The organism is Paenibacillus kribbensis (genome assembly GCF_001705305.1).
Classification (GTDB): Bacteria; Bacillota; Bacilli; order Paenibacillales; family Paenibacillaceae; genus Paenibacillus; species Paenibacillus kribbensis_B.
Genome location: NZ_MCBP01000010.1, coordinates 13,854 through 27,728, shown reverse-complemented (window position 1 = coordinate 27,728; position 13,875 = coordinate 13,854). Strand labels below are relative to the sequence as shown.

The 13,875-nt window shown below is 40.6% G+C and carries 15 protein-coding genes and 1 pseudogene; 12 read left to right on the top strand and 4 right to left on the bottom strand.

The genetic code is table 11. From position 1 onward, the window contains the following. Window positions 1-13: 13 nt before the first annotated feature. The 5 genes from BAZ21_RS17705 to BAZ21_RS17685 all read left to right on the top strand — a co-directional run bounded on the left by BAZ21_RS17705 (window position 14) and on the right by BAZ21_RS17685 (window position 6,436). Window positions 14-1,021: an ABC transporter substrate-binding protein gene (locus BAZ21_RS17705; RefSeq protein ID WP_068503599.1), complete on the top strand. Its 1,008-nt coding sequence runs from the start codon at window positions 14-16 to the stop codon at window positions 1,019-1,021. After that, complete coding sequence (locus BAZ21_RS17700) at window positions 1,018-3,066, top strand: iron ABC transporter permease (RefSeq protein ID WP_068503597.1); 2,049 nt, start codon at window positions 1,018-1,020, stop codon at window positions 3,064-3,066. The genes BAZ21_RS17705 and BAZ21_RS17700 overlap by 4 nt, the downstream gene beginning before the upstream one ends. A 363-nt stretch (window positions 3,067-3,429) precedes the next feature. Beyond that, window positions 3,430-4,761, top strand: a complete 1,332-nt coding sequence (locus BAZ21_RS17695; RefSeq protein WP_068503926.1) for a helix-turn-helix domain-containing protein — start codon at window positions 3,430-3,432, stop codon at window positions 4,759-4,761. Window positions 4,762-5,073: 312 nt separating this feature from the next. Further along, a complete protein-coding gene (locus tag BAZ21_RS17690; RefSeq protein ID WP_256021662.1) occupies window positions 5,074-5,778 on the top strand; it encodes a hypothetical protein in 705 nt (234 codons plus the stop codon). Window positions 5,779-5,815: 37 nt separating this feature from the next. After that, entirely contained in the window at window positions 5,816-6,436 is a 621-nt protein-coding gene (locus tag BAZ21_RS17685; protein ID WP_068503593.1) for a hypothetical protein, read from the top strand. On the opposite strand, the gene BAZ21_RS17680 is transcribed toward BAZ21_RS17685, so the two are convergent. Next, window positions 6,399-6,935 carry a hypothetical protein gene (locus BAZ21_RS17680; RefSeq protein WP_068503591.1) on the bottom strand — a complete coding sequence of 179 codons (537 nt, stop codon included), beginning with the start codon at window positions 6,933-6,935 and terminating at the stop codon, window positions 6,399-6,401. The genes BAZ21_RS17685 and BAZ21_RS17680 overlap by 38 nt on opposite strands. Before the next feature lie 227 nt (window positions 6,936-7,162). Between BAZ21_RS17680 and BAZ21_RS17675 the strand changes: the two genes are divergently transcribed. From BAZ21_RS17675 to BAZ21_RS17665, 4 genes and pseudogenes are all read left to right on the top strand, one after another. After that, window positions 7,163-8,536 (top strand): helix-turn-helix domain-containing protein, encoded by a 1,374-nt coding sequence (locus BAZ21_RS17675; protein WP_068503589.1) that lies wholly within the window; start codon window positions 7,163-7,165, stop codon window positions 8,534-8,536. Window positions 8,537-8,724: 188 nt separating this feature from the next. Continuing rightward, window positions 8,725-8,868: pseudogene (locus BAZ21_RS29750) on the top strand (TetR/AcrR family transcriptional regulator); the annotation flags it as partial. Between the two features lie 27 nt (window positions 8,869-8,895). Continuing rightward, window positions 8,896-9,501, top strand: a complete 606-nt coding sequence (locus tag BAZ21_RS17670) for a TetR/AcrR family transcriptional regulator (RefSeq protein WP_256021814.1) — start codon at window positions 8,896-8,898, stop codon at window positions 9,499-9,501. A 57-nt stretch (window positions 9,502-9,558) separates the two neighbouring features. Then, window positions 9,559-10,722: a glycosyltransferase gene (locus BAZ21_RS17665; protein ID WP_068503585.1), complete on the top strand. Its 1,164-nt coding sequence runs from the start codon at window positions 9,559-9,561 to the stop codon at window positions 10,720-10,722. Window positions 10,723-10,808: 86 nt separating this feature from the next. On the opposite strand, the gene BAZ21_RS17660 is transcribed toward BAZ21_RS17665, so the two are convergent. Further along, a complete protein-coding gene (locus BAZ21_RS17660; RefSeq protein ID WP_256021659.1) occupies window positions 10,809-11,102 on the bottom strand; it encodes a hypothetical protein in 294 nt (97 codons plus the stop codon). Between the two features lie 173 nt (window positions 11,103-11,275). Then, window positions 11,276-11,599 carry a DUF3139 domain-containing protein gene (locus BAZ21_RS17655; protein ID WP_068503581.1) on the bottom strand — a complete coding sequence of 108 codons (324 nt, stop codon included), beginning with the start codon at window positions 11,597-11,599 and terminating at the stop codon, window positions 11,276-11,278. A 113-nt stretch (window positions 11,600-11,712) separates the two neighbouring features. Between BAZ21_RS17655 and BAZ21_RS17650 the strand changes: the two genes are divergently transcribed. Next, window positions 11,713-12,060 carry a hypothetical protein gene (locus tag BAZ21_RS17650; protein ID WP_068503579.1) on the top strand — a complete coding sequence of 116 codons (348 nt, stop codon included), beginning with the start codon at window positions 11,713-11,715 and terminating at the stop codon, window positions 12,058-12,060. Window positions 12,061-12,541: 481 nt separating this feature from the next. Here the strand turns inward: BAZ21_RS17650 and BAZ21_RS17645 are convergent, their stop codons facing one another. Then, entirely contained in the window at window positions 12,542-12,799 is a 258-nt protein-coding gene (locus BAZ21_RS17645; protein ID WP_068503577.1) for a helix-turn-helix domain-containing protein, read from the bottom strand. Window positions 12,800-12,990: 191 nt separating this feature from the next. Between BAZ21_RS17645 and BAZ21_RS29060 the strand changes: the two genes are divergently transcribed. Further along, window positions 12,991-13,611, top strand: coding sequence for a hypothetical protein (locus BAZ21_RS29060; protein ID WP_176718172.1), 621 nt, complete (start codon window positions 12,991-12,993; stop codon window positions 13,609-13,611). 44 nt (window positions 13,612-13,655) lie between these two features. Beyond that, window positions 13,656-13,790: a hypothetical protein gene (locus BAZ21_RS29745; RefSeq protein ID WP_256021656.1), complete on the top strand. Its 135-nt coding sequence runs from the start codon at window positions 13,656-13,658 to the stop codon at window positions 13,788-13,790. Window positions 13,791-13,875 lie beyond the last annotated feature (85 nt).

Below are 13,875 nucleotides of genomic sequence, written 5' to 3'. Positions count from 1 at the left end.
TGAATTAAGAGGGATGAAGAAGAAGTGGAATGGCCTACTGTTATTTATGGTCTTTACTATTATGCTGGGTGGTCTGCTGGCTGGCTGTGGTCAGGTGGGGGATAGCTCGAAGACGGGAGCCAGTCCGGGACCTAAACAGACGACTCCAGCGGCTGGACCAGTGACGGTGCAGGATGATCATGGGGAAGTCAAGCTGGACAAGCCAGCGGAACGTGTCGTTGTGCTCGAATGGACGTTTACCGAAGATCTGATTGCACTTGGGGTGCAGCCTGTCGGAAATGCGGACAATGCAGACTACAAGCTGTGGGTGACGCCAGAGGCGAAGCTGGCTGATTCCGTTACGGATATAGGCACACGGGACGAACCGAATCTGGAAGCAATTGCGGCGCTCAAGCCGGATCTTATTATCACTAACGCAGATAATAATGCGGCCATTTATTCACAGCTTAAAGGGATCGCACCAACGATAGAATACGATCCTTATAAAGGGAACGGCTATGATTATGACCGTATGGTCGAAATTTTCAAGCAGATCGCTGTGGCTACCGGAAAAACCGAGCAGGCTGATAAAGTTCTAAGTGAACTTGACCAGCATTATGTAGAGGCAAAGACTGCATTGGAAAAAGCGGGAAAAGCGAACTTCCACTACGCGCTGACACAGGCCTTTACGGCTCAAAATGCCGCCAGTCTACGGATGTTCAAGGACAACTCAGTTGTAGTGGAAACACTGTCGAAAATCGGCATGGTGAACGATTGGAAGTCGGACACGACTGAGAAATACGGATTTAGCACCGTTGGCATCGAAGCCCTGCCTGCTGTACAGGACAGCAATTTCATCTACATTACGCAGAAGACGGACGATGTATTCGGAGCTGCCATGAAGAACAATTCGGTCTGGAATGAACTGAACTTTGTCAAAGGCAAACGAACCTATCCGTTGGATGGAACAACATGGACCTTCGGTGGCCCAATCTCATCCAAAGTGCTGGTTGACCAAGTGGTCGGGGTTCTGACGAAATGACCCAGACAGGTACAGCAGGGTTGTCGAAGGTCTGGCGTGTAGGGGGCATCTTTGGGGGCGGTTTGGCCGTCCTTGCTGTGCTTTTTTTTGTAAGCTTGTGCTATGGAGAGTCATCCATACCATTGCGTACAGTCATTGAGGCGTTGGTCCAGCGACAGAATACACTGGACCACAATATGATTTGGGATTTGCGAATGCCACGCACGGTCATTGGAATCCTGGCTGGCGGTGCGCTGGCGATTGCTGGTGCATTGCTGCAGGCGATTACCAAAAATCCGTTGGCAGCTTCTGATACACTCGGAATTAACGCTGGAGCCTACTTTGTAGTTGTGCTTGGCGCGGTGATGTTCCCTGGCTTACTGCACCAAGCGCCGTTTCTGTTCGCTGCCATAGGCGGTCTGCTGGCGGCAATGCTCGCTTATTTCATGGGCGGCGGGCGAAAGGGAAGTCCGATTCGATTGGCGCTTGCGGGCTTGATTGTATCTATGGTCCTCAGTTCGTTTACCGGAGCACTGCATATCTTTTATTCCTTTGAAACACAGGGGCTGTTTCTCTGGGGTTCCGGCTCACTGGTGCAAAACGACTGGAGCGGTACGATTTACGCTTGGCCCTGGGTCGTAGGGCTTTCAATTATTGCAATTCTGCTGTCGAGGCAGTTCGATGTGCTTGATCTGGATGAGTCCACATCCACGTCACTTGGGCAAAGGGTGGGCTTGACGCGGGCTGTAGGTATTGTATTGGCGGTCCTGCTGTCGACGGTTACGGTGAGCGTCATCGGGCCTATCGGGTTTGTGGGGTTGGTTGCTCCGCATTTGGTACGATTAAGCGGCCTGAAAATGCACCGCTGGATACTGCCCGGCTCCTTCCTATGGGGAGCGCTACTGTTAACGGGTGCTGACGTGCTGGCGAAAATGGTTCACCAATCAAGCATGAATCTGCCAACTGGAGCGGTCATGGCATTGATTGGGGCCCCATGGTTAATTTGGCTGATTCTCTGGAGGATGAAGCTGCCTTCCGGCAGTGGCGGACAGTCTTCAATGAACATAGGTGTCCGTTCACGGAAATTACCGTTTGGCAGGCTGGTCACGCTGTTCGCGTGCGGAGCTGTGCTGTTGAGCGTATTCAGCCTGATGTTTGGGGGAATGCGCATTCCGGTAGGCGATCTGCTATCTGGTCTGTTCGGCGGGGAGAGTGCGAATTCGGCCTTGCTACAGTTCCGGATTCCACGTACGCTGGTGGCGGCTGGGGCTGGCATCGCGATTGCAGTCAGCGGTGTCTTGATTCAACTGGCTGTTCGCAATCCGTTAGCTGATGCCTCGATCATCGGGGTCTCTTCAGGAGCCGGATTCGGCGCGCTTGCAGTGATTATTGTCTGGCCCGGTCTGCCTGTATATATGCTGCCAGTCGCGGCAATCGTCGGAGCGACGGTCTCGGCGGCGGTGATTTTCTTTCTGTCCTGGAACAAGCATCTGAACCCGTCTGTTGTGATACTACTCGGTATTGCCGTATCGGCGATTGGAGCAGCCGGAATTCAGGTGTTGATCATCCAGGGCTCCCTGTGGGGCAGCACGGGTTATATCTGGCTGACGGGCAGTACCTACGCTCGAAGCTGGGGACAGGTGATGACGATTCTGGCCTTTCTACTCGTGCTGCTGCCAGTAGCCTGGTGGCTGGCTCGTCGCTTCGATCTGTTGGTATTTGACGATAGCAGCGCCATGGGGCTGGGGCTTCCCGTGCGTCGCACCCGTTTGCTGGCGATGGCAGTGGGCGTACTGCTAGCGGGCGGAGCGGTAGCCTGCGTGGGTACGATTGGCTTCATTGGATTGATTGCTCCGCATATCGTGCGCACGCTGATCGGGCACCATGTACGCCGATCCATTATTCTGTCAAGCATCTTGGGAGCGGTAATGCTGGTGCTGGCTGACACAATCGGACGGACGGTGCTTGCACCGACGGAGATTCCTTCCGGGCTGCTGATCGCCCTGATTGGCGCTCCATATTTCCTGTACTTGATGTATCGCTCCAATAAAATCAAATCAGTGTAGTGGAAGCTGTACTTGATAAGGCTGTTCCCAAACGGGTTTTCCGAGGGGGAGCAGCCTTTTTATGAATTGAGTGCAGTTGAAGTAAACGTGCGTTAAACTAGAGAGGGAAGGTAGAGAAATAACGTATGTTTGAAAATTGATAGAGCAAATTTCTATGTAAACCCTACCAAAAGGGAGCTTAAGTAAGTATCTGAAAGGTATATGATAATGTTCCAGAAGATGGTACAATGGATTGCGGAAAGGCTACACAATCATCGGATTGCAATAGTCCTCTTTAAATGTCGATTATCCTAACAAGTTCCTGATAAGGGGTGGTTAAATTTGTCCAATACAACCACGATACTCACAGAGATAACAAAGCATATGAAAGATCATGATTTAATTCTAAGCGACCTAGCGAGAGAAGCAGGAATGAATCCGGGGACCATGAGTAGTGTTATTAATGGGAATCGTACTCTTTCAGTGGATCAACTGGATCGAATTACAAAAGCGATAGGGCATCCTGTCGGCTATTACTACGAACGTTATGTGTCTGAATATTTGGCAGAGGCTAACCCGAATTGGCGTCGAATGAGTCCTTTTCTACATAATTGTGCCAGATTAAATAAATTGGACTGTATTCATGAAGTTGTAAATCTATTGATGGATAAACTGGGTTATTCAGAATCCTTATTTGAGCTTGCGGAAGAGCTATTCCATGAAAAGATGTACCAGGCGGCGGCCATACTTTATGAAAATGTGGCTGTAAGTGAGAAGAAACAATACTCAGAACGTTTGGCTATGTGTCAGTACCGCTTGTTCCAAACAAGGCAAGGAGACAACCAGGAGAAAAACTATGAAGCAGCAGTTCAATTTGAAATATATGTTGAACGGTTAGATGAGATAGATCAGCTAGAGGCGTTAAAGGATTTGGCGAATACATATCGTTCGTTACGTAAATGGGACAAAGTAGAATTATTCGCTAAAGCTCTAGGAAATAAGGCCAAAATTCAATATAAACTGGAGCAAAAAGGGCATCATGTAAAAAAAAGAAATGCGAAGAAACCCAATTTTCCTTTGTTTGCGTATTGGGCATTCTCGCATTTACTTCGTGCACAAGCCTGTGATGAGAGAAAAGATTATGAGAAGGCACTTCAGCATATTAGAAAGTATACTGATTTAAGCTGGGTTACGGATACAGACGAAGAAACTTTGGAATGGAAAAACAAATATGAAGACTGGGCGGTAGTAAACACGTACGTAAATAAGCTTCTTTCTGGCGATAAGAGTGTTCTTCCCAATTACGTAGCTTATATCTCTTCAAGAAAAGACGAGGTTCTTCCCGCACTTGATAATATCCTTGAGGCGGCTAACCGATACCATTTTGATGTAGATGATATTTTAAAGCAATTCGAGGCGAATATTTTATCCTATTTGGAGGAACAGAAGGTTGAGAGCTTTTATACTCAACGCTTTATAACAGAACGCTTCATGCATTTTTCAAAGGAATTAGCAGCTTACTATTTGACTAAAGGAAGATTTGCTGATGGCTTTCAATTTTTATTAAACTGTTTGGAAAAATCTGCATCCACCAATAATAAATCGTATATAATTAAATGTATGAGGCTGTATGAGTTTTATCAGGAGTATGCACCATCTGAGACGAAGACAGCGTACAGAAATTTAATGCACGAGGTGGATAAAGATGAAACGTAAAATATTTCTGACCTTTTTAGCAAGCAGTTTTATGTTAGTAGCGATAGTGACTATGCCCTTATATTTTTATAATCAAGGGTCCAGCCATTACACTACTCACCATGGCGAAATGTAATCATTTCGTTAGAAATAAGACGATATAATTATTGAAAGGGCAAGATGGTATGATCCATCTGGTCCTTTTTTTATATCACCTGTTTTATTGTACATGCACCATAAGGCTGCTGCGGATACATAGAGTAAATTGAGACTAAATGGATATTTGAGCTATACATCTTCGTTAGGAATAAAGAACCAAATTCATGTCGCATTATGGAATATACTGTTTTTAATGTAGAGAAAAAGAAAAATAATCGGTATATTGGTATAGGAATGATATTCCAGCGAAAAGTATATTTCATCAGGATTGATTATAAGATTCCAAATTTCCTAAGAGGGGTGCTAACCTTGAGAAAACTATTGGCTTCCAAGAAAAAACTTTTTTCTATGGTCGGAATATTATCTATTGCCGTGATTTCTATTAGTTCCATTTCGTTTGCAACTAGCTTTACCGGGGGAAGAAGCTCAGCCAATTTTAGTGCATATTATGATTCCTCGGTTTCTAAAAATGGCTATACCGGTGCCTATGACACCGCACGTTCTGATTGGAACGCTACGTCTGGATCAGTAAACATTGGCAAAACGACATCGACGAGTGGGAACCCGGACAGATATTATGTCGGTTCTACAGCCACTTCCGGTTTATTGGGATTGACAACTCCATATAAAACATCTGGTGGTGTAGCAGGTGTAAGCGATAAATGGGCATATGCCACGGTGGTGATTTATCACAACCAGATGCAGGCTTATGGTATGAACTCCGTACAAAAAACCTCCAACGCAACTCACGAGGTCGGCCATACGTTATCTCAAGCACATCCATCAACTTCTAGCAGCTCTGTTATGAAACAAGGTATTCAGTCTATCGGTGTTCAACCCTATGACAAGCAATCCTTAATTGCTAAGTGGGGAAACTAATTAGCGTAATAACTAATTTGGGGAAAGGGGTACTGTTATGACTTTTAATAAAAAAATAAAGTTGGGTATTTCTGTATTAGCGATAGGGGGATTCATTGCTTCAGGGAGTCTTTTTTTTACATCTACGAACGCTTCTCCGAATTTCTCAGAGATGAATACTCCCAAAATTTCGCTGGAAGCTTCTTATATTGATTATAAAACTGTAAGCGAATTGGATTCCAATGCAGAGCTTATTGTGATAGGGACTCCTTTGCAGGGGTTTGATGATCGACAACATATCGTTACAAGCTTTGATGATGGTACGATACAAGACTTTTATACACTTACGAATATAAAAATTGATAAAGTAATTAAATCACCCGAAGGCACAGCATTAAATGTAGAAGAGCCTCTGTCTATCGTGGAACCGATTTCTTATATTGATGATGCCGGAGGCAAGAAAAAAATAGCCTATGAGGATTATACTGAATTGAAGCAAAATGAAAAAAGTATTATTTTTCTCAAAAAAAATACACAAGGACAATACAGCGTGATAAATATGGATCTTGGCAAGTTTGCTATTGAACCCTCATCTCAATCTCCTAGCTCTTTGGTGGATAAACAAGACTCTAAAGAACAATTTAGAGAATCTGTGTTGGAAAAATATGAGTTAAAATAAAATCGAAAAAAGACCTGTTTTTTGAATGAAACCAAAGAACAGGTCTTTTTAGTTTATTTTTAGTTTGCAGGAGTAATTTTTTTATAGAATTTGTGGAGTTGACTGATAATTTGTATGCAGTATGGGGATCTTCATTATTTATATACATAGCATTGCTGGTTGAATCGTTGAGGTTAATCCATAAATAATAAGACTCTTCAGTTCCATCCTTGTGGAAAGTAAGTTCGTAATTTGGAGAAGCTGTATTAACTATACCTGATATTTTTTCTGATGTATTCACTGCATTGATAAAAATCTTAGTGTCAGTTTTATCTTTGAATGTAGCAAGTATATCTTTTTTAGTTAGCTGTTGTAGAGTGGTGCCCTTTTGTAGTTTATAAACGATTAGCGTCTCCTGCTCCTTCGCGCTTTGAGCAAAAACTTCTTTTTCTGCGTTAGAGCTGTAAGTGGTTATTAACAACAGGACGATAGTCAAAAATAAGATTCTATTTTTCCGCATAATATGAGCTACCCCCTTTCTGACTTTATCTATTTGCTTTATAGACGATCTATATTGGAAAAATGTTTCAGTTTGAAAAAATGGAAGGGCCTATAGCCCCGAAAAGGTATCTAAAGTAAATAACTGAAAGGTATATGGCTTTGTTCCAAAATATGGTACAATTATGGGTGATAAAATGATTTATTCAACTACATATGGCGAGTCTACGTTGAAAGGGTGGTTTATTCATGGGAATCACACTTACGATTAGAGCAGAATTGGAGCAATATCTAAAACAAAAAGGTTTGAGTATGACCGAGTTTGGACACATCATTGGTTTAAATGTAGGTACGGTTAGCAGTATTGTTACTGGAAATCGTATTTTATCGGTTAACCAATTGGATCGCATAACTGTGGGGATGGAATTACGACCAGACTATTTTTATGAACGTTACATTGAAGAATGTATCGTAGAAGAACCGCTCAACTGGCGAAGAATCTGCCCTTTTTTGTACGGATGCGTGGAGCTTGACCGACTTGATTGCTTGCAGCGCGTTGTATTTCTGTTGCTGGATAATCCTAAATATTTGCCATCGCTCTTTGAAGTTGCTGAAAATGTATACAAAGACGGTTACAATGAAGCAGCGGCGTTCCTGTACGAAAATGTAGCAGTAAGCGAGAAGAATCAACATTCGGATAATTTTGCAGTTTGCCAGTATCGATTGTTTACGATTCGTATTGGAGACGATCAAGAGAAAAACTATGATGCAGCTGTTCAATTTGAGCCTTACGTTGAACGGTTAGATGAGATAGATCAGTTAGAGGCGTTAAAAGATTTGGCGAATACATACCGTTCGTTACGAAAATGGGATAAATTAGAACTATTCGCTAAAGCTATGGGAGACAAGGCTAAAATTCAATACAAACTGGAGCAGCAGCGACATCCTGTGAACAAAGACAATTCGAAGAAACCCAATTTTCCTTTGTTTGCTTATTGGGCATTCTCCCATTTACTTCGTGCAGAAGCTTGTGAAGGGAGGAAAGACTACGAGCAAGCACTTCAGCACACTTATGCTTACGCCGATTTGAGTTGGGTGAATGCTACGGATGAAACTGCTTTGAAGTGGAAGAGGCAATATGAAGACTGGGCAGTAGTAAATACGTATGTAAATAAGCTTCTTTTTGGCGATAAGAGCGTTCTTCCCAATTATGTAAATTATATTTCTTCAAGAAAAGAGGAAGTTCTTCCCGCACTTGATAATATCCTTGAGGCGGCAAATCGGTATCATTTTGATGTAGATGATATTTTAGTGCAATTTGAAGGGGAAATTATCTCCTTTCTGAGGCAGAAAAAAGTGGAAGGGTTGTATACTCAACGCTTCATAACGGAGCGATATACTGATTTCTCAAGGGAATTAGCGATCTATCTTTTGCGTAAAGGGAGGTTTTCAGACGGCTTCGCATTTTTGTTCAGTTGTTTGGAAAGGTCTGCTAAAGTTAACAATAAAATACAAGCGATCAGATGTATGAGGTTGTTTACACATTTTAAAGAACATGCATCTGCTCATACGAAGGCAGTCTACGGAAATCTGATTAAAGTGGTTAACGAAGATGAAGAGTAAGTTGATCGCCCTTCTAGTATCCCTAGACAATCAACTATGATCAAGAGGTTAGATGAGATTACTCGTCTAGCCTTTTTAGTGTGTTTAACTGACTCTGGCCTATTGATTAACGAAAAAAAAGCGTTATAATGTGAATGAATAATAAATATCCATCCAGAAAATATTCATAATACGAGGACGTCATTCATATGAAGAACAACACTAAGGCAAAAATTAAAAAAGTCGCAGAGGAGCTGATTATAAAGAAGGGTTACAGGGATACTACCGTTCAGGATATTGCGAAAAGCGCAAAAGTGGCTGTGGGGACAATTTACCGCTATTACAAAAGCAAGGATGACATCCTCATGGACATCGGCCGATTGGATTTGAAGGATGTTTCCCATTCTCAGGACATCCGGCGGAAGGAAATCATGGAGGCTGCTCTTAATGTTTTTGGGACAAAAGGGTACAGTCGTACAAACATTGAGGATATAACCAATGAAATAGGTATGTCCAAAGGAGCTATTTATCAATATTTCAAAAACAAAGAGGAACTGTTCATATCCACGATCAGGGAAACACAGATGCAGATGCTTTTTAAGCTCACAAAGTTGGAGCATGAAATGGTAAATATAGAGGAATTTTTAGTTGAAATTGGAATGGTGTTTTTATCTGTGTTCGAAGACCCGCGAAAAATCAAGCTCATGCGGATTATCATTGGAGAAACGCCTAACTTCCCGGAAATAGGGGAACTGTTTTACCATGAGATCGTCGAAAAAGCCTCCGAGCAGATCGGCAAAATGTTAAAGCCCCATGTATCTAGCGAGATAGATCCTGTCCTTTCGATTAGGCTGTTTATTGGTTCAATTTGGTCGTTTGTAATTTTCCAAGAGATGGTTCCCATGCAAGATAGAAAATATCAGAATGAAGCCATTATTAAACACGCCATACATGTTTTTCAGCATGGTGTTATACCAACAGCATAGCTCTAGTGTCCAGATATTGATGTGTATGTAACTCCAATCCGGTAAGGAGAGAGTATTATGAGAGTTCTAATTTCACCGATGTCAGCTATGGTAGAAACAAAAGGACCTTTTTCAAGAACAACCTTATTAGCAAATGAATTTATCAAAAGAGGCCATGAAGTAGCATTATGCGCACCAGAAGATGCAAATTATCATCGTATTCATAAAGTGAAAAATTATTATGCGCCTATTCCTTCACTCTTTGGAACACCTGTATTTATCGGCAAAAGTATGTTTAAAATATTTCAATCATTGGGAATTCAGCCAAAAAAGAAAGCCAATAGCTTTGAAGATGTTTTACATTTTTTAGGAGTAATAAATAGACGATATTTTCTAAAAGATGTATCTTCCATTAGAAAAGCAATTCAAAAATTTAAACCCGACGTTATGTATTCAGAATTTAGAATATCAGCTATTGTCGCCGCCCGGTTAGAAAAGGTGAAAATTGCTACGGGATTCAGTTATCCAGTTCAAAAAAGCTTTGCTTCCAACCCTGAATATAGTAAGGGCGTTAATAAATACTTAAAAGATAATGGCTTAAACAAAGTGGAGTCGGTTTTAGAAATCTTCGATTGGGCAGATTTAAAGATTATTCCGAGTTCTTATGAGTTGGAACCTGTGGATGGGGAGGATATAGCTTTTGTGGGACCTCTTTCCGCACCAGAGGGTACAGACGCTAAAACCGAAAAAAATAAAATAATAGCCTATATGGGAAATGGTGTGATTTCTCCAAAGCAGGTTATAAAAGAGTTAACTAAAGCTTTTGAAGGATCTGACTATGAAGTATATATTGCATCAGAGCAAGTAAAACCCTTTGAGAAAAACAACATAATTGTCAACAAAAAATTTGATTTTAGCAAGCTTATGCCGGAAGCTAGAGTTTATATAAATCACGGTGGGCAAAATAGTATTATGACTGGCTTGATCTATGGAGTACCTCAAATCGTATGTCCTGGTGGTGTGTTTGAACGGCGGTACAACGCCTCTTCAGTAGCCAAGTTAAACGCAGGTGTATTGCTTGAAGCAAATGATTTTAACTCCGAAACAATAAAAAGAATCGTAGATGATTTTAATGAGAAACCCATATTTGCTCATAATGCTAATATAGCCGGAGAAAAGTTGTTAAGTCTCGGAGGAGTAAGGAATGCCGTTCAGGTTATAGAAAATCTTGTATTGGAATGATTTAACCTATAAGAATGCAGCAGTAACTACAATAGAATTTTGAGACTTCCCTATTTATGACATAAATAAAGACCCCGTGCGGGGTCTTAAGAATTTTTTCTGACTGTAACCTTGGTTGTTTGAGTGTCAGAGCTTTTAGTGATAATCAGTAAGTACTTAATATTGTTTTTCTCTACTGATATTACTTTGTTGCTCTCGACTTCAGTTATTTCCCATCCCTCATTTTTGAGTTTTTCTTGATATGAAGCATTAAAATTTTCAAAGAATTGAGGAATTTTGCAATTATTTAAATCTCTAGCAGATTTTTCAGCGACTTCGATGGCAGTGCTGGGAACAGGTAAATTGTTAAGTTCCTGAACATTTTCATATTCAGTACTCACCTCCTGGGTCGAACTATTTGTTACATTTGAGCATGATGCAAGGATTATTAATAATACTAAACAAATCAAGCGCATAAAACACCTCAGTCATTTGGGTTTCTTTTTGCAGTACTCATTTTCCATGCATAAACCTTGTACCCACTTGGATTCTCTTACTCTCAAAGTAAAAAAGGTTATTTTCTTTCTTTATGTTTATAATTATACGCCCCATCATCTACTCCTTTAACGGGGGCTTGGCTATACTGAATAATTTTATCCTGCTCTTTTTTATAAAAATACCTTGCATTGGTTTCGTCCTTGAATATAACTTGTGTACTAACTAAGGGAACTTTACCTATTTGAGTTTCAACTGAATAAATTTCAGATGGTTTGTATCCTTGAATTTTTACAAGATAGTTGAATACTTCGTTTTGAGTATGACTTTTAGTGAAGCTACTAAGTATCCAAACGCTTGCAAATATAATTACTATAAAGATTACTACACCATATTTTTTCATAACTATCCCCTTTGTTGGATTAAAATTCAAAAAAAAATTGAAAAGAAATAATCCCATCTGTACACTAATTATGTCAAAATTATACTATTTAGAGAATATTGGAGTAAATGCAGTTGAAACATTCATTGGGATTTTTGTTTATTATTTGTTTTGCATTTCTATTTGCTGGCGTAGCTAGTGCGGATGCAAGTTCAACAATTACCGATGATTCAAATTCTGTCACCCAATCTACATACTCACAGGATAAAACTATAATCAGTCCAACGGCTGAACTTCCTGAGAAATATCCTGGTACTAACATAACTATTCAAGCAGGAGATATTATTTATAATCCTAAATCGTTTTCTACTTTCCTTGCTGGTCACGTTGGCATTGTAGGAACCGACTATAGAATCTACCATGTCCATCCATACGGCCCCGGCATTTCAGAGAGTATAGACTCGTATATTTCGGTTTTCTAAAGGTAACACGTTTACAATCATGCATGCATATGGTGGAGGTGGCCTTTCCGCAGCCAGATGGGCAATGAACAATATAGGTAGGGTGCAAAATTATACTTTTAATCATACACTTAGTAATATTGCTGATAGTTATTATTCCAAATTTGTTTGGCAGACATATTATTTCGGAGCAGGGAACGACATTGCAAATCTTTATCAAACATCAATCGGGTTCGTGTTACCATCTGATATTGCCAAGTATAAATCTACGGTTGGTAGCTTTCATAAAACTTACTAAACTATCTACTACGTTAAACTCAGCCATATCAAGGGATTTGACAAGTTGTCAAGAGCATAAGCAAAAGAGACTCCTTATAGTTAGGAAGTTTCTTTTACTACCTGATCCATTCAACGTAGAATTGCGTTCAATGGGGGTACGACAAATAAGCCTAGAGAATTGGTCTAGGCTCTTTACTGTGTCTGCGCATAACTATTATATTAGCTAATCTTTGGGTTCTTCTTGTGATTCGTCGACGTGAATAAAAACATCGCTCAACGTAAAGTGACGCTGAATCTTCATATTTTTAGCGTAGTGGTTTAGAGAATTAACCATCTTATCTAAAGTGTCGAAATCAGCTCTTTTAACGTTTCCATTCACAAAATCATTAATTGTATTGGGGCGAAAACCGTATGTTACTGCAAACTTATTTTGTGTTAATGCAAGTTCTTTTAATGACTCGCCTAGTGTTATCTTGATCATATCAAAATAGTTCCTTTCAATAATATCTATTTCTAAAAAAACAGGCTCTAACACAACAGTGATTTGATAAATAATTTAACGGGAAAGTGATAAAAACCTTTTGACTTTATCTATTAATAGATATAAAATATAACTGTTAGTAGATAAAAAGGAGCGATACTAAATGACCCCAAAAAGCTAACAATCAAGCCATAATTAATATTATCAGACAGGGACAGGTTTGGGAATCAGAAGAGAGCGTTGAAAAAGAACTACATTATTACCACATTACCGATGCCCTTAATCACAAATGGCAGACGATTGGTCTTAACGTTTCAGACGCTATCCAAGTATTTGAGCATGGTAACGATGGGGTATGGACTCGTATTATTGAGCCAGCACCGTACAATCCTGACCTGTCCACCAATGACCTAATCAGTATGCTCAATATCAGCCCTGAAACTTGGCGTATCCGTAATGACATGCAAATGATATTGAACACAGTTGAGCGCCGCAATGAGTATGTAAATCGTATTGTAAACGTTAATTCTGAAAGCACATTTCTTTTACTTCACCAATTGAAGGACGAATACCTTCAGAGTAATCAGCTATCAAATGAACAGTTTATGCAATTGTACGCTGTGAATCCTGTGGAAGCCTTGTCCATGTATTTCCTTGAGGCATTGGATGTCATCGCTTATTGGGAATGGGAAGCTGCTGGCGGTACATGTGAGAAGGCTATTCAATATAAATCAGAGAAACCATTGCTGCCTTTTATTCAGGCCATTGAACGTGCTGAGGACGAAGCGAGAGGAATTGTTTCAGGTTTCTAATGTGTCACGTGATACAACTATAATTTCTAAAGGGGAAGATACATATGTCCACCAAGAAAGGAGCAATACCAATGTACAAAACTGGGAAGCTGATGGACGGCAAACTATACCTTAAAACAATAGATGGTAACTGGATCAACCTCAAGATGTTGGCTCAGGCTGACAGAAAGGCCGTGTAAAATGAATTTGGATTGGTTGAATTCGATGTATAAAGAGGAAGGCAAAATTAGAAGGAATGTGTATATAGGAGTCAGGGAGGGTTAA